This window comes from Bhargavaea cecembensis DSE10 (assembly GCF_000348905.1).
GTDB lineage: Bacteria > Bacillota > Bacilli > Bacillales_A > Planococcaceae > Bhargavaea > Bhargavaea cecembensis.
In genome coordinates this window covers 74,702-92,142 of sequence record NZ_AOFT01000002.1, presented here as the reverse complement: position 1 = coordinate 92,142, position 17,441 = coordinate 74,702, and the positions used below count along the sequence as shown (strand labels likewise).

Annotated in this window: 20 protein-coding genes; 19 read left to right on the top strand and 1 reads right to left on the bottom strand. The window is 56.0% G+C overall.

The genetic code is table 11. The features are described 5' to 3' along the window. Positions 1–6 precede the first annotated feature (6 nt). The 17 genes from C772_RS02095 to C772_RS02015 all read left to right on the top strand — a co-directional run bounded on the left by C772_RS02095 (position 7) and on the right by C772_RS02015 (position 15,291). Complete coding sequence (locus tag C772_RS02095) at positions 7–981, top strand: polyprenyl synthetase family protein (RefSeq protein WP_008296994.1); 975 nt, start codon at positions 7–9, stop codon at positions 979–981. Between the two features lie 102 nt (positions 982–1,083). After that, on the top strand, positions 1,084–1,530 hold the full coding sequence (gene ndk / locus C772_RS02090) for a nucleoside-diphosphate kinase (RefSeq protein WP_035001220.1): 447 nt from the start codon (positions 1,084–1,086) through the stop codon (positions 1,528–1,530). Between the two features lie 171 nt (positions 1,531–1,701). Beyond that, positions 1,702–2,799, top strand: coding sequence for a hypothetical protein (locus C772_RS02085; protein WP_035001218.1), 1,098 nt, complete (start codon positions 1,702–1,704; stop codon positions 2,797–2,799). A 279-nt stretch (positions 2,800–3,078) separates the two neighbouring features. Further along, positions 3,079–4,260 (top strand): chorismate synthase, encoded by a 1,182-nt coding sequence (gene aroC, locus C772_RS02080; RefSeq protein ID WP_008296988.1) that lies wholly within the window; start codon positions 3,079–3,081, stop codon positions 4,258–4,260. 2 nt (positions 4,261–4,262) lie between these two features. Then, entirely contained in the window at positions 4,263–5,354 is a 1,092-nt protein-coding gene (aroB, locus tag C772_RS02075; protein WP_008296986.1) for a 3-dehydroquinate synthase, read from the top strand. Further along, positions 5,354–5,743, top strand: coding sequence for a chorismate mutase (gene aroH, locus C772_RS02070; RefSeq protein WP_035001281.1), 390 nt, complete (start codon positions 5,354–5,356; stop codon positions 5,741–5,743). The genes aroB and aroH overlap by 1 nt, the downstream gene beginning before the upstream one ends. Continuing rightward, complete coding sequence (gene hisC / locus C772_RS02065; protein WP_008296982.1) at positions 5,740–6,843, top strand: histidinol-phosphate transaminase; 1,104 nt, start codon at positions 5,740–5,742, stop codon at positions 6,841–6,843. The genes aroH and hisC overlap by 4 nt, the downstream gene beginning before the upstream one ends. Before the next feature lie 26 nt (positions 6,844–6,869). Further along, entirely contained in the window at positions 6,870–7,976 is a 1,107-nt protein-coding gene (locus C772_RS02060; RefSeq protein ID WP_008296980.1) for a prephenate dehydrogenase, read from the top strand. A 21-nt stretch (positions 7,977–7,997) separates the two neighbouring features. Then, positions 7,998–9,290 carry a 3-phosphoshikimate 1-carboxyvinyltransferase gene (gene aroA / locus C772_RS02055; RefSeq protein ID WP_008296979.1) on the top strand — a complete coding sequence of 431 codons (1,293 nt, stop codon included), beginning with the start codon at positions 7,998–8,000 and terminating at the stop codon, positions 9,288–9,290. Positions 9,291–9,377: 87 nt separating this feature from the next. Then, positions 9,378–10,631 carry a tetratricopeptide repeat protein gene (locus C772_RS02050; protein WP_008296978.1) on the top strand — a complete coding sequence of 418 codons (1,254 nt, stop codon included), beginning with the start codon at positions 9,378–9,380 and terminating at the stop codon, positions 10,629–10,631. An 18-nt stretch (positions 10,632–10,649) separates the two neighbouring features. Next, positions 10,650–11,204, top strand: coding sequence for a ReoY family proteolytic degradation factor (locus C772_RS02045; RefSeq protein ID WP_008296977.1), 555 nt, complete (start codon positions 10,650–10,652; stop codon positions 11,202–11,204). A 94-nt stretch (positions 11,205–11,298) separates the two neighbouring features. After that, the gene (locus C772_RS02040; protein WP_008296976.1) at positions 11,299–11,745 is read left to right on the top strand and encodes a YpiF family protein; all 447 of its coding nucleotides are present in this window, start codon (positions 11,299–11,301) and stop codon (positions 11,743–11,745) included. 150 nt (positions 11,746–11,895) lie between these two features. Continuing rightward, complete coding sequence (locus tag C772_RS02035) at positions 11,896–12,399, top strand: QcrA and Rieske domain-containing protein (RefSeq protein WP_008296975.1); 504 nt, start codon at positions 11,896–11,898, stop codon at positions 12,397–12,399. Positions 12,400–12,422: 23 nt separating this feature from the next. Next, positions 12,423–13,097, top strand: coding sequence for a menaquinol-cytochrome c reductase cytochrome b subunit (qcrB, locus tag C772_RS02030; RefSeq protein ID WP_008296973.1), 675 nt, complete (start codon positions 12,423–12,425; stop codon positions 13,095–13,097). A 40-nt stretch (positions 13,098–13,137) separates the two neighbouring features. Beyond that, the gene (locus C772_RS02025) at positions 13,138–13,920 is read left to right on the top strand and encodes a menaquinol-cytochrome c reductase cytochrome b/c subunit (RefSeq protein WP_008296972.1); all 783 of its coding nucleotides are present in this window, start codon (positions 13,138–13,140) and stop codon (positions 13,918–13,920) included. Between the two features lie 54 nt (positions 13,921–13,974). Further along, a complete protein-coding gene (gene lhaT, locus C772_RS02020) occupies positions 13,975–14,595 on the top strand; it encodes a lipoprotein heptaprenylglyceryl N-acetyltransferase LhaT (RefSeq protein ID WP_008296971.1) in 621 nt (206 codons plus the stop codon). Positions 14,596–14,622: 27 nt separating this feature from the next. Continuing rightward, positions 14,623–15,291 (top strand): zinc metallopeptidase, encoded by a 669-nt coding sequence (locus C772_RS02015; protein WP_008296970.1) that lies wholly within the window; start codon positions 14,623–14,625, stop codon positions 15,289–15,291. 69 nt (positions 15,292–15,360) lie between these two features. Here the strand turns inward: C772_RS02015 and C772_RS02010 are convergent, their stop codons facing one another. Next, positions 15,361–16,236, bottom strand: coding sequence for a YitT family protein (locus C772_RS02010; protein WP_200858832.1), 876 nt, complete (start codon positions 16,234–16,236; stop codon positions 15,361–15,363). A 105-nt stretch (positions 16,237–16,341) separates the two neighbouring features. Between C772_RS02010 and C772_RS02005 the strand changes: the two genes are divergently transcribed. Together C772_RS02005 and dapB are read left to right on the top strand one after the other, a co-directional pair. Continuing rightward, positions 16,342–16,677: a nucleotide pyrophosphohydrolase gene (locus tag C772_RS02005; protein ID WP_008296968.1), complete on the top strand. Its 336-nt coding sequence runs from the start codon at positions 16,342–16,344 to the stop codon at positions 16,675–16,677. Then, positions 16,674–17,441 carry a 4-hydroxy-tetrahydrodipicolinate reductase gene (gene dapB / locus C772_RS02000; protein WP_035001215.1) on the top strand — a complete coding sequence of 256 codons (768 nt, stop codon included), beginning with the start codon at positions 16,674–16,676 and terminating at the stop codon, positions 17,439–17,441. Before C772_RS02005 ends, dapB begins: the two co-directional genes overlap by 4 nt.

The following is a 17,441-nucleotide window of genomic DNA, read 5'->3' as shown; positions in this document are numbered from 1 at the left end:
TTTCTCTTGGAGAAGTTGAAACTCAAGTCCATCTACTCAGAGTTCCGTCCGGATCTCGAATATATAGAGCGAGAGCTGAACCGGTCGGTCCACTCGGATTCTCCCATGCTGGAAGGAGCCTGCCTGGCACTGATCGGTTCCGGAGGCAAGCGGATCCGCCCGGTCTTCACGCTCCTCGCGTCCAAATTCGGTGACTACAACCCGGCTGTCACGGCAAAGGCGGCCGTTCCGCTTGAGCTGATCCATATGGCCTCACTCGTCCATGACGATGTCATCGACGATGCCGACCTGCGCCGCGGAGAACGGACGGTCAAGTCCATGTACGGAAACCATGCGGCGATGTATGTCGGTGATTTCCTGCTCGGCCGGTCGCTGGAGATTATCGGAGAGCTTGAAGATCCGGAAATCCACCGGGTGCTTTCGCAGACCATGATCGAGATCTGCGTAGGAGAAATTATCCAGATCGAGGACAAGTTCGCGACAGAGCAGAATCTGAGGGATTACCTCCGCAGGATCAAGCGAAAGACCGCTTTGCTCATCGCCTCCAGCTGTGAGCTTGGCGGCCTCGTAGCGGGTGCGGACCCGCGGACGGTCAGGAAGCTGAAACGCTTCGGCTATTATGTCGGGATGTCTTTCCAGATCACGGATGATCTGCTCGACTTCACGGGTTCGGAGAAGCAGCTCGGCAAACCGGCGGGCGGAGACCTCCTGTCAGGCAATATCACACTGCCGGCCATTATTGGCCTCCGTGATCCGGGCCTCCGTCCTCAGCTGCTCGATGCATTGGAAGGCCGTATGGGCACAGAAGAAATGGCACAGCTGCTCGACAGCATGAGGGATTCCGAAGCGATCCGTGAATCGGTGCGCATCAGCGACCGCTATCTGGAAAAAGCGCTCCGGGAGGCGGAGTCCCTGCCGGATCTCCCTGACCGCGATTCCCTGATCCGGATCGCGAAGTTTATCGGAAAGCGTAAATTCTGACCGCACGGGCGCATCTTTTGTTGAAAGTGCGCCCATTGCAGTGGTACCATTTTGAAGGCGGCATCGCCGCACACCCTCAACTCACAAGGAGTGTACATGCAAATGGAAAAAACATTTCTCATGGTCAAGCCTGATGGCGTCCAGCGTAACCTGATCGGCGAAATCGTCAGTCGTTTCGAAAAGAAAGGCTTCCAGCTCGCAGGCGCAAAGCTGATGCAGATTCCTCAGGAACTCGCAGAGCAGCACTACGGCGAGCACAAAGAGCGTCCGTTCTTTGGCGAGCTTGTTGAATTTATCACATCCGGCCCTGTTTTCGCGATGGTCTGGGAAGGCGAAAATGTCATCTCGACAGCACGTCTCATGATGGGTGCAACCAACCCGAAAGAATCTGCACCGGGCACGGTCCGCGGCGACTACGCAGTTACAGTCGGCAAAAACATCATCCACGGCTCCGACTCTCCTGAAAGCGCGGAGCGCGAAATCAACCTGTTCTTCAAGCAGGAAGAACTCGTTTCCTACGAAAAGCAAATCAATAACTGGGTCAACTGACCCCGATGCCCGGCGGCTGCCGGGTTTTTTGTTTTTAGGACCATTTCTCTCCAGCGGTCTGGACTTTGCCCTGATTCTATTGAATGACAGAAATTCTGGCCTTTCTGATGAAATCTTTTCCAATTTTGTTACACTGAGTTTGGACAAAAGCAGAAAGGGGTCATTGATGTGATGAATTACAGAGCAGTCCTGGCCGCAGGAGCGTTGTTCCTTGTCGGCGGGCTTCTCACGGCTTGTTCGGATTCTGACGAACAGGCGGCAAGCGGTAAGGCAGAAGCCGCAAAAACGACGCAGGAGGACGCGGGAGCGTTGCAGGAAGAACGGATTGTCGAATACTTGACGGACTACGAACTTCCGCAGGAAGGACGACTTCCGAAAGATCACGAGTTGTACAGCTATTGGGATGAAGGAGCCGTCATACTATACGAAAACGGATATTCCTTCGATGGTGAAACGAAAGAACTTTTCGCCATTGCAAAGGATAGCGGGGATATGATCGAAGGGCAGGAACCCGCATTCGCCAACATGAAGTTGGAGGAAGCGACGAATTCCCTGGATATGGCTATGCGCCATAACCCTGAAGGGCTTCCCGAAGTCATAGCGACATTGGGCCAGGTAAAGGACGTAAACGAGTTCCCGCCGCTTGAAGGATGGTTGCAGAATAGAATCGACGGGCTGATGGAAGTGGAGGCGATCGAAAACGCCGAAAAACGAAAGGCGATGATCGAACCCGTACTTTTATCAATGGAAAACCTTCTTGAACGGGTTCGTGAAACGGCGAACCCGACGAAACCATACGAACCCGAAATCGCTCAATTCTTTGCTGACTACGAACTTCCCGAAGCAGGACAAATCCCGAAAGATGATCCGACGTACAAAGGGGTGAACGTTGACGCACTTGTCGCATATGAAAACGGCATGATGTTCGAACGGAGCAGCGGGCAAATGGTCGCAAGAAAGCACTATGACGACGGTACAAAATCGGAACCAACGCCCGAACAGGCGACGGGGGCCGTCATGGGCCTGATCGCTGACGCAGCTTCGAACGGCGGAGCGCAAAGACACGCTTCGCAAGGATCGGAATTCATGATTGGCCGACTGTCCGAAGCGAAGGAACTGAACGAGTTCCCGCCGCTTGAAGAATGGCTGACGGCTCGGATCGAAGGGTATACGGCGGCAGATGCAATGAATGACGATCAGGATCGAGTCCTAGCCCTCACGAACGAAAATGCTGAATTGAATAAGATGGTTCAGCTTTTCAGAAAGTAACAAAGGGCGTCCCGTTTGGGGCGTCTTTTTTAAGCGGAAAACGACTTTGTACCATGTCACACATGCAAATCTCTTTCAAAGGCCGATTCAAGTTCAACTGTTTTGGCAGAAAAATGCAACGTCGAAACCTACAAACACGCCTTTTGGAAAAGACAGCGTTTTCATTTGCGGGTATGGCCCAAACCCTTATGTTTTCTGTGAAAATCCGAATGATTCGCCGGGTGGGTTGTGTTATAGTGGTAAGAAAATTAAATGTATTTTGAGCCTGGGGGTAGCAGAATGAGATACTTGACAGCGGGAGAATCCCACGGTCCGCAACTGACCGCAATTATAGAAGGACTGCCGTCCAATCTGGAACTGACGGCGGAGTCCGTTAACCGTGACCTTGCCAGAAGGCAGGGCGGATACGGCCGGGGCCGGCGGATGCAGATCGAGAAAGACACAGTCGAAATCACGGCGGGAGTCCGCCACGGGAAGACGATCGGCGCGCCGGTCGCGCTGACCGTGACGAACGATGACTGGAAGCACTGGACCAAGATCATGGGCATTGAGCCCCTGCCGGAGGATGTCGATCCGGATGAGATCAAGCGCCGTGTGACGCGTCCTCGTCCCGGACATGCCGACCTTGTCGGCGGGATGAAGTATGGCCACCGCGATCTCCGGAACGTGCTCGAACGCTCGTCCGCGCGGGAAACGACCATGCGCGTCGCGGTCGGTTCCGTTGCCAAGAGCTTCCTGAAGGCACTGGGCATCGAAGTGACGGCGCATGTCGCCGAAATCGGCGGCGTGAAGGCCGACATGACCCTGCGCAACGGCAAGACGGTCAATGAGATCCGTGAAATTGCGTCTGCGGATGATGTCTACTGCATCGATCCGGAAGCATCGGAAAAGATGAAGCAGGCGATCGATGACGCGAAGGCAGCCGGTAACTCAATCGGCGGCGTCGTGGAAGTCATTGTAGACGGCTGCCCTCCGGGAGTCGGCAGCTATGTGCAGTACGACCGCAAGCTGGATTCGAAAATCGCAGGCGCCATGGTCTCGATCAACGCATTCAAGGGCGTCGAGTTCGGCCTTGGATTTGAAATGGCACGGCTGCCGGGCAGCGAAGTGCACGACGAGATCGAATGGACGGAAGTATCCGGCTACCGCCGCCGTACCAACAACCTCGGCGGTTTCGAAGGCGGAATGACCACCGGCATGCCGATCGTGGTCCGCGGTGTCATGAAACCGATCCCGACCCTTTACAAACCGCTGGAAAGTGTCGATATCGATACGAAAGAGCCGTTCAAGGCGAGCATCGAGCGCTCCGACAGCTGCGCAGTGCCGGCGGCGTCCGTTGTCGCTGAACATGTCGTCGCATGGGAAGTGGCGAAAGCCATCTCCGAAACATTCCATAGCGATACGATCGAAGGACTCAAAAAGAACATCGGGGAATTCCTCGCTTACTCCCGGGAGTTCTGAAAATGGAAACGGTCAGGGTAGATACGAAGGAACGCAGCTATGACGTGGTAGTGGGTCCGAACGCGCTCCAAAAGCTTGAAAGACTTCTTGCGGATGCCGACCGGGTAGCTGTCATCGCGGATGAAAAAGTGGCGGCTCTCCACGGGGACCGTCTCCGGACAGCGCTCGGTGATGCGGGCAATGAAGTTGCCTGGCTGAATGTGCCCTCAGGAGAGTCCTGCAAGACTCTGGAGTGGTTTGGCAACGCGCAGCAATTTCTCCTGGAAGCGGGATGCACGAGGCAATCGGTCCTGATTGCTTTTGGTGGAGGAGCATGCGGCGACCTTGCCGGATATGCGGCGGCTGCCTATATGCGCGGAATCCGCTTTATCCAGTGCCCGACGACAATTCTGGCACATGACAGTTCTGTCGGCGGCAAGACCGCGATCAACCTCCCCGGCGGAAAGAACATGACAGGCGCGTTTCATCAGCCGATCGCAGTCCTGTACGATACGGAACTCCTGCGGACACTTCCGGAAGTGGAGATCCGGTCGGGTATGGCGGAAGCGGTCAAGCATGTGCTGATATCATCCAAGGAAGACGCACCGGAAATTCTCCGCACGGTCGAGCTCGGCAAGATGAGTGAAGAGGAACTGATCCGCCATATTGTACGCGGCATCCGCGTGAAGGCGGATATCGTCGGCCGGGATGAACGGGAAGGTTCTGTCCGCAAATACCTCAACTTCGGCCACACATACGGCCATGCAGTGGAGGCGGCCGCAGGCTATGGCGGGCTCACGCACGGTGAGGCCGTCATGATCGGAATGATCTATGCACTGATCCTGAGCGAGCAGAAAGCCGGGGCCGGCAGGGAACTCACCGACGCCCTCCAGGAATTTGCCGGCAGGAACGGTTATCCGCTAAAGGAGATTGCGGATCATCCGTTTGAGAAATTGCTCGGATACATGAAAAAAGATAAAAAGGCTTCCTTCGGCGACCTCCACTTCGTCCTTCTTCCGGAAGCGGGCGCGCCGGACGTCAGGCGTGTCACGGAAGAGGACTGCAGGGAGGCGGACAGGGAGTTCAGAATACGCGCGGGGGTGAAACCGGAATGATGGTAAGGGGCATCCGCGGTGCAACATGCATCACGGCAGATGAAGATCAGCAGATTATGCAGGAGACCGCTGCGCTGGCACGGGAAATGGCGGAACAGAACGGACTGGAGCCGGAAGAAATCGTCTCGGTGATCATCTCGACCACGACGGACATTACTTCAGGATTCCCGGCAAAGGCGGTACGGACAATGGATGGCTGGGAGTATGTGCCGGTCATGTGCACCCATGAGATGGATGTGCCCGGGGCACTTCCGCTCTGCATCCGGCTGCTCATGCATGCGAATACCACCAAGACTCAAAAGGAAATCAAACATATTTACAGGAACGAAGCCGTCCGCCTGCGGCCGGACCTGGCAGGAGCGGCTGCCGAAAAGGAGGAAGCAAGATGAGATGGAATCCTCGTCTGGAAGGCATGCGGGCGTACGAGCCGGGCAAAACGATCGGGGAGGTCAAGAGGGAGTTTGGCCTGCACCGCATCGTCAAGCTCGCTTCAAATGAGAACCCGTTCGGCTGTTCCGGAAAAGTAAAGAAATTCATCGCTGAAGCGGGACTCGAAACCGCACTTTACCCAGACGGCTATGCAACAGAGCTTCGGGAGGCGCTGTCCTCCAAATTGGGCGTCGGCCCCCGGCAGCTCCTGTTCGGCGGCGGATCGGATGAGCTGATTGTCATCATCTCCCGTGCGCTGTTGTCCGAAAGTGATAATACAGTCATGCCATGGCCGTCCTTTCCGCAATACCGCCACAACGCCCGCATCCAGGGCGCGGAGGTCAGGGAAGTCCCGCTCCGGGAAGATTTCAGCCATGACCTGGACGGCATGCTGAAGGCCATCGACAAGAAAACTTCGATCGTGTGGCTGTGCACGCCGAACAACCCGACCGGCGGAATCATTCCTCACGAGGAACTGAAGGCCTTTATCCGCAAGGTTCCGGAGCATGTGTTGGTCATCGTCGACAACGCTTATCACGAATTCGTCACGGACCCCGCATACGGCGACCCGCTGGATCTGACCGAAGATTTCCCGAATGTACTTGTACTCCGCACGTTCTCGAAGGCGTATGGACTTGCTGCATTCCGTGTCGGCTATGCAATCGGAAGTGAAGAGGTCATTGCAAAGCTGGACCCTGTCCGTCCGCCGTTCAACACGAACGTCCTCGGCCAGCAGGCTGCTGCCCGCGCGCTCGATGACCAGGCGTTCATCGAAAGCACCCGTCAGCAGAACGAGTCCGGCAAGGATCAGTACACGCGTTTTGCCGAGGCACACGGGCTGACTTGCCCTCGATCGGAAGCGAACTTCGTGCTGATGGAAGTGAAGGGAAGCGCGGATGCTGCTGCGGACGAGCTGCTGAAGCGCGGATATATCGTGCGGAGCGGCGACAAGCTGGGCACACCGGGCTATCTCCGTATTACCGTGGGGAGCAGGGAAGATAACGAGGGCCTGCTTGCCGCACTTGAAGAAATGCTTGCGCAGGGTGTGCCTGAAGCGTAAGCAGTGTTTGATGGGAGTGTTGGGTTTTGTCTGAGTTGAAAGCTGCAATCATCGGCCTCGGCCTGATCGGCGGATCACTCGCCCTCGCGATCCAGCGTCACGGAAACGTCACGGTCACCGGCTTCGATGCCGATCCGATGACGCTCCGTGAAGCACAGACGCTCGGCGTGATCCACCATACTGCCGGATCGGCGGCAGAGGCCGCCGAAGGCTGTGATTACATATTTTTTGCCACGCCCGTCAATGAGACGGTGCGGATGCTGAAAGAGGCCGCTTCCGGCTGGAACCTGAAAGAAGGCGCCATCCTGTCCGATACGGGAAGCACGAAAACCTGGATTATGGAAGAGGCCCGGCGGTTCTCGGGAAGCAGTGCGGTCTTTATCGGGGGGCACCCGATGGCCGGCTCGCACAAGAGCGGTGTCCGCGCAGCCCGTGAGCACCTTTTCGAGAACGCCTATTACCTGCTGACACCTGCCGGCCGGGAGGCTGCTCCGGCAGTCAGGAAGCTGGAATCCTTCCTGTCGGTGACCAAGGCGAAGACGGCAGTCGTCTCCGCCGAAGAGCATGACGCCATGACAGCCGTCGTCAGCCATTTCCCGCATGTCGTCGCAGCCTCCCTGGTCCGCCGTCTTGAACAGGAGACGGAAGAAATGCCATTCACCCGGGAACTGGCCGCGGGCGGCTTCCGTGACATCACGCGGATCGCATCGTCCGATCCGGTCATGTGGCGCGACATCACGCTTCAGAACCGTGACGAACTGATTGTGCAGATCGATCTGTGGATCGAGGAGATGAACACGGTACGGGAAATGATCGAGTCGGGTGACTCCGAATCGATCCATGAATTTTATGGCGGGGCGAAGCAGTACCGGGATACACTCCCTGCCAAGTCGCAGGGTGCGCTATATACAACGTTCGACCTTAATGTCAATATCCCGGACAGCCCGGGGGCAATTTCCGAAATTGCCGGTTATCTGGCGGATGCAGGCATCTCGATCACGAACGTGCGGATCGTCGAATCACGCACAGACGTGTTCGGGATCATGGTTGTCAGTTTCCAGACGACGGAAGACAGGGAAAAGGGCCGCATACTGCTAAGCGACCGTACAAACTACGATATCTACATTACCTAACGGGGCAGGGGGCCGGAACAAATGGACAAGATGACACTGAATTACCCGCAAATACCGCTACGCGGAACGCTCGCCGTGCCGGGGGACAAATCCATCTCACACCGGGCAGTCATGTTCGGCGGGATCGCCAAGGGGCGCACGACGGTCTCTGGTTTCCTGCCGGGCGAGGATTGCCTGCGCACAATCGAATGCTTCCGCCTGCTAGGAGCGGATATCAGCCGCAATGGAACGGATCTGGTGATCGACAGCCCCGGAATTGACGGGTGGCAGGAGCCGGCGGATGTTCTCTACACAGGGAATTCCGGTACGACGACACGGCTGATGGTCGGCATCCTGGCCGGTTCGCGTGTGCATTCGGTCCTTGCGGGGGATGAATCGATTGCCCGCCGGCCGATGAAGCGGGTGACAGGCCCGCTCCGCGAGATGGGGGCTGATATCCGCGGCCGCGATGGGGCACAGTACACACCGCTCTCTATCCTGGGCGGCCCGCTCCGCCCCATTAATTACGAGATGCCTGTCGCAAGCGCGCAGGTCAAATCGGCTATCCTGTTTGCCGCGATGCGAGCGGACGGCACCTCGGTCATCCGTGAGAAGGAAGTATCGCGGGACCATACGGAGCGGATGATGAGAAACTTCGGGATGGAGGTCCATTCGGAGGATGGCTCCATTACGCTGCAGGGCGGCCAGGAGCTCGTGCCGGTCCATGTGGACGTACCGGGTGACATATCATCGGCCGCTTTCTTCCTTGCGGCTGCAGCGTTGGTTCCGGATAGTGAAGTGGTCCTTGAAAATGTCGGCCTGAACCCGACGCGCACCGGCATGATCGATGTCCTGGAGGCGATGGGCGCCGAGTTTACAGTGGATATGTCGGATGCGGATGACTCCGAACTGCGCGGAACCGTCACCATCCGCTCATCTTCGCTGAAGGCTACAGAGATCGGCGGCGACCTGATTCCGCGCCTGATCGACGAAATTCCGGTCATCGCCCTTCTGGCGACACAGGCTGAAGGGACGACCGTGATCCGTGACGCGGAAGAACTCCGTGTCAAGGAGACGGACCGCATCGCAGCCGTGGCCGAGGAACTGGGCAAACTCGGCGCAGACATCACCCCGACCGAAGACGGCATGATCATCAACGGCCCGACGAAACTGTCGGGTGCTTCCCTCGACTCAAGAGGGGACCACCGCATCGGCATGATGGCCGCCGTCGCGGCGCTTGTCACGGACAGCCCCGTGGAACTTAAGGGGCCCGGATGCATCGCAATTTCCTACCCGGAATTTTTCGGGCACCTGGATTCCCTCCGCGGAGAATAAGCTCCCCGGAGGGGCTTTTTTCTTGTGGAGGAAGCCCTGCATCCAGTAGCATTGAAGTATGAAAAAGGCGGGGACGGGTGAATACTGATGGAGACAATCGAACAGCTTCAACAATATATTCTGGATGGGGATTTCAAGAAGGCGGAGTCACTCGTTCTTGAAATCGGGGCTTCTTCCGACATGGAGACGCGCTACATGGCAGCCGGCCTCCTGGCCGAGTTCGGGTTCCTCCAGGAGGCGGACGCGCTCTATGAAGGCATGATTTCACTGATGCCGGAAGAGGCGCAGCTGAAGATCGACCGGGCACAGGTGCTGATCGAGCTCGGGGAGGAAGACGAGGCCCTCCTTCTGCTGACATCCGTCAGCCGGCAGGACGAAGAATATCCCCAGGCGCTTCTCGTTCTCGCAGACTACTACCAGATGGCCGGCATGGCAGAAGCGGCGCTGAGGAAGGTCGAGGAAGCAGAAAGCATGCTTCCCGATGAACCCGCCGTGAAATTCGCGAAAGCGGAGCTTTTGCTGGATGGCGGACGGTATGCGGAGGCGGCAAGGCTCTACAAGGAGGTTCGCCAGTCTGCCGTGGAAATGGCGGGTGTACGGCTTTCGGACCGAATTGCGGAAGCCTATGCAGCCGGGGCGGCCTTTGAAGAAGCCATGCCATACTATATGGAATCGCTGGAAGACGCGAGGACGCCTGATATGCTGTTCGGCTACGCATATGCCGCATATCAGAGCAAACAGTACGGAGAAGCCATCAAGACGCTCGGGGAGCTGAAAGCGATGGACCCCGACTACTTTTCCGCGTATGCCCTGCTAGCCCAGGCTCAGTCGATGGAAGGGGAGGACGAGGCGGCCTACGCAACGCTTCAGGAAGGGCTGGCACGGGACAAATACGACAAGGAACTTTATTTGTCGGCCGGTAAGCTGGCACTTAAAACCGGCCGTCCCGAGGAAGCCGAGTGCCACTTCAATGAGGCGGTCGCGCTAGATCCCGAATATATGGATGCCCTCCATGCGCTCATGTCCCTTTACGATCATCAGGAGCGGAATGAGGACATGATTTCAATGATCCAAGAGCTGCGTGAGGAGGGCCGCGACTGGCCGGCGCTTTATCCGTTTGCAGCAGCGGCCCATGAGCGCGAAGAGCAATACAAAGAGGCATATGAATTTTACCGGCTTGCATATAATGATTTCAGGGAAGACCCGCAGTTCCTTGAGAAATTCTCCCTTTTCCTGCTGGATGAAGGAAAACGGGAAGAGGCCATCGAATTGATAAAACAACTCGCCGTCCTCATGCCGGACGATCCGAGATGGTCTTCATTCCTGGAGACGGAAATGTAAGGGAAAGGAGGGGATGGTGTGACAGCGTCAGTCCCGGTCGCCGAGAAAAAGGAGTTTGTCAGGTGGTTTCTGAAAACCTACCATTTGAAACGGCGGGAGTGCGTTTGGATCCTGAATTATCTCCTGAGCCACGATCAGCTGCTGAATCATGTGCGTTTCGTCGATGAGGCGCACTACTGTCCAAGGGCGATGGTCATGTCCACAACTGACTCGGACGGCATCCCATTCCGCTTTTACAAAGGGAATCTGATGACTGCGGACGCCGAAAAGTCGTTCCATGACCTGAGGCTCCATCCGGAAGAGAACATGTACCTTCAGCTCAACTTCCCAAATCGGCATGCGTGCCCGGAATATGCGGCCGTGCTGGAGGACAATCCGTATGTACCGGAATACATCAAGATCAGTGATAAGGACCGACGTGAAGCTGAACAGCTTCTCGAGGAAAGCGTCCTCGCCTTTCGTGAGGAGCAGCTTCTCCGCCAGATCGACGAAGCTCTCGACCAAAACGACAAAGATAAATTTTTCGCCCTCTCCAAGACGCTCCAATCGATCAAGGAGATCGGCTCCAAGTGACTTCATCCGTCCGGATGAAGTCTTTTTCTTTTGCTTGTGGTAAAGTGAAAAGGCAGGATTGTTTGAATGGAAGCTTTTAGGAGGAGTTTTTCGTATGAACTGGACAGCGAATGACCTGGATCTTTATATGCAGCAGCAGGAATATATCGACACCGCCCTGATTCCACTTGTCCATATCGGCAGTGGAGGCGCGATGAAGCAAAGTGCCTCTTCGGCGGAATTTCTCTTGAATCTGTGCGCATTCATCGAGCGGCAGTTCAAGGGGCGTGTCGTCCTGTTCCCGCCATTCAGCTACACAGACGGCAATGACAAAAGCCGTCTCGCATCGGAGTGGGCCGACTCGGTCTCGGACATGCCATTCAAGCATGTCTTCTACCTGACGACCGATCCGTCCTGGTCCAGGGAAGGCATCATTGCGGATGCCATCTGGATTCCTTCGATCCCGATTGAAAGCATGGACAAGAAATTAAAGCAGTCCGTACTTGAAGATCAGGTGCGCCAGATCATCCCTGTTCTGACAGCCAAGTGGACAACCGAATAAAGTCGACAAAAAAAGTTCACAATCTCCATGTACCGCCAAATGCTTTGTTGAATTTCGAATTTGATTGGGATATCATAGATATGTCCTAGCTAAGCTATTCAGTAAAAGTTTGTCCGATGGACTGAACCTTTAGTAAGAGGGGGGAACATGATGAGCAATACTCGAGTTTCACGGCGCCAATTCCTGAACTACACACTGATGGGCGTCGGCGGATTCATGGCTTCCGGAATGCTCATGCCAATGATCCGTTTCGCAGTGGACCCTGTCCTCGAAGGCGGGGCTGCGGGAGATTTCATCCCGACAAGCCAAAAGGTGAGCGAGCTGACAGAAGAGCCTGTCCGCGTCGACTTCACGTACGATCAGGTTGACGGCTGGTACGAGTCCGAAGTGACCGGTACCGCATGGGTGTACAAGGATGGCGATAAAGTCATAGCGCTTTCGCCTGTTTGTAAGCACCTCGGCTGCACCGTCAACTGGGCGGGGGATTCGGCACACCCGAATCAGTTCTTCTGCCCATGCCACGCGGGCCGCTACGAGAAGAACGGCCAGAACGTTGCGGGTACACCGCCGATCGGGCCGCTGGACGAATTTGATGTAAAAGTCGAAGATGACCTGCTCTATCTTGGGGCCACAAAACCGAATACGTTGATTTAATCTAGTTAGGGGGTAAGACAACCGTGCTGAACAAGATCTACGATTGGGTGGACGAGCGGTTGGACATCACGCCGATCTGGCGCGATATCGCCGACCATGAAGTACCTGAGCACGTAAACCCTGCGCATCACTTTTCTGCATTCATCTATTGTTTCGGGGGCCTGACATTCTTCGTCACGGTCATCCAGATCCTGTCCGGGATGTTCCTCACCATGTACTATACGCCGGACATCGAAAATGCATGGAAATCCGTTTACTATCTTCAGAACGAAGTGGCATTCGGTGAAATTGTGCGCGGTATGCACCACTGGGGAGCCTCTCTTGTCATTGTCATGATGTTCCTCCATACTCTTCGGGTATTCTTCACAGGCTCCTACAAGAAGCCGCGTGAGCTGAACTGGATGGTCGGGGTCATGATCTTCATCGTCATGCTCGGCCTCGGCTTCACAGGCTACCTTCTTCCTTGGGACATGAAGGCCCTGTTCGCGACGAAGGTCGGCATCGAGATTGCCGCATCCGTACCGTTCATCGGGGAATGGATCAAGATCCTCCTTGCCGGGGACGCCACGATCCTTGGTGCGCAGACACTGACACGCTTCTTCGCGATTCATGTCTTCTTCCTGCCGGCTGCCCTTCTCGGACTGCTCGCAGCGCACTTCATCATGATCCGGAGACAAGGTATTTCCGGTCCGTTGTAAGACTGGCGGACACTAAGATCCTTATAGAGGAGGGGACACTATGCATCGCGGTAAAGGGATGAAATTTGTCGGGGATTCCCGTATCCGTTCTTACGAGAAGAACCGGATCCCTAAAGATTATTCAGAGTATCCAGGCAAGACGGAGGCGTTCTGGCCGAACTTCCTTCTGAAGGAATGGATCATTGGCGCCATCTTCCTTGTCGGATTCCTGATCCTTACGGTCGCGCACCCGTCGCCGCTCGAGCGGCAGGCCGACCCAACAGACACCGGGTACATCCCGCTGCCTGACTGGTACTTCCTTCAGATGTACCAGCTCCTGAAATATGAGTTTGCTTCCGGCCCGTACAACGTAATCGGTGCCATCATCATGCCGGGCCTCGCAATCGGCGCGCTCCTGCTCGTTCCATTCATGGACACGTCCAAAGAGCGCCGTCCGTTCAAGCGTCCGCTGCCTACCGCTTTCATGCTTCTCACACTGTTTGCGATGATTTACCTGACATGGGAATCCGTCGTCAACCACGACTGGGATGCTGCAAAAGCTCAAGGTGAAATCGTCGAAGAAGCAGAGTTCGACACATCCGATCCGGGCTATGAAATCTACATGGGCCAATCGTGTGTCACCTGCCACGGCGAGAACTTCGAAGGTACGCCTGCAGGGGTGCCGCTCACGGGTACAGGCCACACAGCTGAAGAGATTGCGGACATCGCCGTCAACGGCGTCGTCAAGGACGGCCAGCAGACCATGCCGGCTGACGCATTCTCGGGCAGTGAGGAAGAGCTTCAGCAGCTTGCCGAGTTCCTCTCGACTGTTACCCAACAATAATTCCGGAAGAAAGAGCCAGGTGACTGGCTCTTTTTTCTTACCCGGAGGTTTGTCATGCAATCTGTGATCCCATACATCCGAGCGGTCCTGGAAGACCGGCGCTTTCTGATCCTGCTTTTCTTCATCAATCTTGGCGGGACGATCTACGGCTATATCTGGTACGAGTCGCAGCTGCGGATTACTGAACCGGTCTTCCTTCTATTTGTGCCGGACAGCCCGACAGCCAGCCTGTTCTTCACGCTTTCGGTCGCTGCCTGGATCTGGGGCAGGCACTGGAAGCTGATCGAGGCGCTTGCCCTGGTCACACTCGTCAAATACGGCCTGTGGGCAGTCGTCATGAACATCTGGACACTCGTGGAAGTCGGAACGATCGGGGCCACGGGCTGGATGCTCGTCGCTTCCCACTTCCTGATGGCGGTGCAGGCGGTCCTTTACCTTCCGAAGTATACGTTCGGCATCTGGCACATCGCCGTTGCTGCGGTATGGACACTGCACAATGACGTGATCGACTATGTGTTCGGACAGATGCCGATCTACGGCCGGATCATGGAGCATATCCGGATCATCGGCTACTTCACGTTCTGGCTGTCGATTGCCTGCATAGCGCTTGCAATATATGCCTGGCACCGCCGAAACGTATCAGTTGCCGCAGAAGCTCCACAGCCGGTAAAATAAAGAGAGAGACAAAAGGGAGGAAGACGAATGTTCCTGATCTACCTGATCATCATCATTGCACTGCCCCTCTATTCGCAGTTCAAAGTCAAAAACACGTACAACAAGTATGCCCGTGTCCGTTCCACATCCGGTATGACCGGTGCGGAAGTGGCACGGATGATTCTTGACCGCAACGGCCTTGACAACGTCAAAGTCGTTGAGACACAGGGCGTCCTGTCCGACCATTACAACCCGCTGACCAAGACGGTTGCCCTTTCTTCGGACAATTACCACAATGCGTCCGTTGCGGGAACGGCAGTTGCAGCCCACGAAGTCGGGCATGCCATCCAGGATGCGCAGGACTATGCGTTCCTCCGCTTCCGCCACCGGCTGGCTCCGGTCGCGAACATCACATCGAACGCCTCGTGGATCTTCATCATGGCCGGCCTGTTCTTCTCCAGCATGAACAATCTGCTCGGAATCGGCATCGTGCTCATGGCGGTCGGTGTCCTGTTCCAGCTTGTGACGCTGCCGGTTGAGTTCAACGCCTCGAGCCGTGCGATGAACCAGATCGTCGAGCTGGGCATCATCCGGAACGAAGAGGAGCCCCATGCCAAAAAGGTGCTCAGTGCAGCCGCACTCACTTATGTGGCCGCAGCCGCAGTCGCTGTCCTCGAGCTCCTGCGACTGGTCCTGATTTTCCAGAACCGCGAATAATTGCATGAACAACACCCCGGCATTCCATCTCGGAATGCCGGGGTGTTGTTGTATGTGAATGATTTGTGCTCAGTCAAGCGGCTTTTTTTCCTCATCCAATGTAAAGCCTTCACCCATGACATCATGTACGTCGGTCACGGAGACAAATGCTGACGGGTCCACACTGTTGATGATGTTTTTGAGCCTGACAATCTCGTTTTTGCCGACCACGCAGTACAGCACTTCGCGCTCCTGCTTGGTGTAGTGGCCGCGGCCCTTCATGACAGTCACGCCCCGGTCCATTTCCTGCGTGATCTTATCCGCGATCTCGTCCTGCCATTCGGAGATGATCCAGGCTCCGCGTCCCGAGTACGCCCCTTCCTGGACAAAGTCGATGACCCGGGCACCCACATAGACCGCCACCAGCGTGTACATCATTTTCGGCATCGTCAGATAGGTTGCCCAGGACAGAAGGATGACCCCGGCATCAAAGATGAACATCGTGCGGCCCATGCTCCATCCATAGTACTTGTTCGCCAGACGGGCGATGATGTCGACGCCTCCGGTCGTTCCGCCGAACCGGAAGATGATCCCGAGCCCGATGCCGATAAAGACCCCGGCAAACAGGGAGACGAGGAGAAGGTCGTTCTCCATGTTAATGTCATACTGGTATGTCGTGAAGATGCGGAGGAAAACGGACACCGCGACTGTCCCGACGACGGTATAAATGAACGTTTTCCGGCCGAGCAGCTTCCATCCGATAAAGAACATCGGCACGTTCAGAACCAGGTTCATGATCGCCGGGTCCATATTGAAGACGAACAGCAGGATCAGCGTCAGGCCGGTAAATCCGCCTTCCGCAAGCTCATGCTGGATATTGAAATGGACAAGGCCGAAACTGAAGATGGCCGCGCCCAGCAAAATCATGATCAGGTTTTTGATTTTAATCCCCCGGAACAAATGCATCACCCCTCCGAACAAGTCTATACCCCACGTCAAGTATCCTTGATTCAATTAGTTTTGACAATAGAGCAGGGGTTTATATACGATTGACGAAGGAGTGATGGATGAATGAATAAATCTCGTACCATGAAGGACATGCAACATGAAGTGGACCGTTACATATCCCAGTTTAAGGAGGGGTATTTCCCGCCGATGGAGATGCTCGCCAGGCTGACGGAAGAGCTGGGGGAACTGTCGAGGGAAGTGCAGCATGTATACGGCACGAAAAAGAAAAAAACCGGTGAGGCGGAGAAATCCCTCGAGGAGGAGACGGGCGACCTGTTCTTCGTCCTCGTCTGCTTCGCCAATGCAAACGGGATCGACCTTGACCGGGCACTGGCCGGGGTTATGGAGAAGTTCAACCGCCGTGATAGCGGACGGTGGACCAAAATCGGGGAGGAATGACGATGATCCGTGTGGCAGTAGCAGGCCCCCGCGGGCGCATGGGTGCGCTCGCAGTCGAGACGATGATCACCGGGCGGGAATTTTTGCTGGTCGGTGTCCTGGACAGGAAGATGGCGGAAAAGGCGGACACGCTGGCAGGTGCCGTCCCGATTTATACGGACATGCTGACGCTCGCGGAAGAGGCGAAGCCGGATGTGCTGATAGAACTGACCAACCATGAGTCGGTCTATCCGAATACGCGGGATGCCATCATGAACGGAATACGCCCGGTGGTCGGGACGAGCGGGCTGACAGAGGAGCAGATCGGGAAACTTTCCGAACTGTCCGGGGAGCATGGCATCGGATGCATCCTGGCCCCCAACTTCTCGATCGGTGCCGCCCTTCTCATGAAGTTTGCCTCCATGGCAGTGAAGTACATGCCGGATGCGGAGATCATCGAGCTCCACCATGACGGCAAGAAAGATTATCCGTCAGGGACTGCGTCGCTGACCGCAAGGATGATGGCGGAATCGGCCGGTACCGGCAGCACTGAAGGAACAGGGGATGGCCGGGGAACGGATGTCTCCGGAATTCCGGTCCACAGTGTCAGGCTGCCGGGCCTGCTTTCCCATCAGGAAGTCCTCTTCGGCGGGGAAGGACAGCTGCTCACGCTCAGGCATGATTCATTCAGCAGGCAGTCCTACATGTCCGGCATGGTGCTTGCGGTGAAAGACGTTATGAACAGGGACTGTCTCATAGACGGATTAGACAAGATTATCGGGTAA

What these genes read in the sequence shown, in the direction of transcription:
- aroA (WP_008296979.1), top strand. Translation starts at nt 7,998, where the DNA reads ATGGACAAGATGACACTGAATTACCCGCAAATACCGCTACGCGGAACG.
- C772_RS02085 (WP_035001218.1), top strand. Translation starts at nt 1,702, where the DNA reads ATGAATTACAGAGCAGTCCTGGCCGCAGGAGCGTTGTTCCTTGTCGGC.
- C772_RS02040 (WP_008296976.1), top strand. Translation starts at nt 11,299, where the DNA reads ATGAACTGGACAGCGAATGACCTGGATCTTTATATGCAGCAGCAGGAA.
- C772_RS02010 (WP_200858832.1), bottom strand. Translation starts at nt 16,236, where the DNA reads ATGCATTTGTTCCGGGGGATTAAAATCAAAAACCTGATCATGATTTTG.
- C772_RS02005 (WP_008296968.1), top strand. Translation starts at nt 16,342, where the DNA reads ATGAATAAATCTCGTACCATGAAGGACATGCAACATGAAGTGGACCGT.
- C772_RS02035 (WP_008296975.1), top strand. Translation starts at nt 11,896, where the DNA reads ATGAGCAATACTCGAGTTTCACGGCGCCAATTCCTGAACTACACACTG.
- lhaT (WP_008296971.1), top strand. Translation starts at nt 13,975, where the DNA reads ATGCAATCTGTGATCCCATACATCCGAGCGGTCCTGGAAGACCGGCGC.
- hisC (WP_008296982.1), top strand. Translation starts at nt 5,740, where the DNA reads ATGAGATGGAATCCTCGTCTGGAAGGCATGCGGGCGTACGAGCCGGGC.
- dapB (WP_035001215.1), top strand. Translation starts at nt 16,674, where the DNA reads ATGACGATGATCCGTGTGGCAGTAGCAGGCCCCCGCGGGCGCATGGGT.
- aroC (WP_008296988.1), top strand. Translation starts at nt 3,079, where the DNA reads ATGAGATACTTGACAGCGGGAGAATCCCACGGTCCGCAACTGACCGCA.
- C772_RS02015 (WP_008296970.1), top strand. Translation starts at nt 14,623, where the DNA reads ATGTTCCTGATCTACCTGATCATCATCATTGCACTGCCCCTCTATTCG.
- ndk (WP_035001220.1), top strand. Translation starts at nt 1,084, where the DNA reads ATGGAAAAAACATTTCTCATGGTCAAGCCTGATGGCGTCCAGCGTAAC.
- aroH (WP_035001281.1), top strand. Translation starts at nt 5,354, where the DNA reads ATGGTAAGGGGCATCCGCGGTGCAACATGCATCACGGCAGATGAAGAT.
- C772_RS02025 (WP_008296972.1), top strand. Translation starts at nt 13,138, where the DNA reads ATGCATCGCGGTAAAGGGATGAAATTTGTCGGGGATTCCCGTATCCGT.
- C772_RS02050 (WP_008296978.1), top strand. Translation starts at nt 9,378, where the DNA reads ATGGAGACAATCGAACAGCTTCAACAATATATTCTGGATGGGGATTTC.
- aroB (WP_008296986.1), top strand. Translation starts at nt 4,263, where the DNA reads ATGGAAACGGTCAGGGTAGATACGAAGGAACGCAGCTATGACGTGGTA.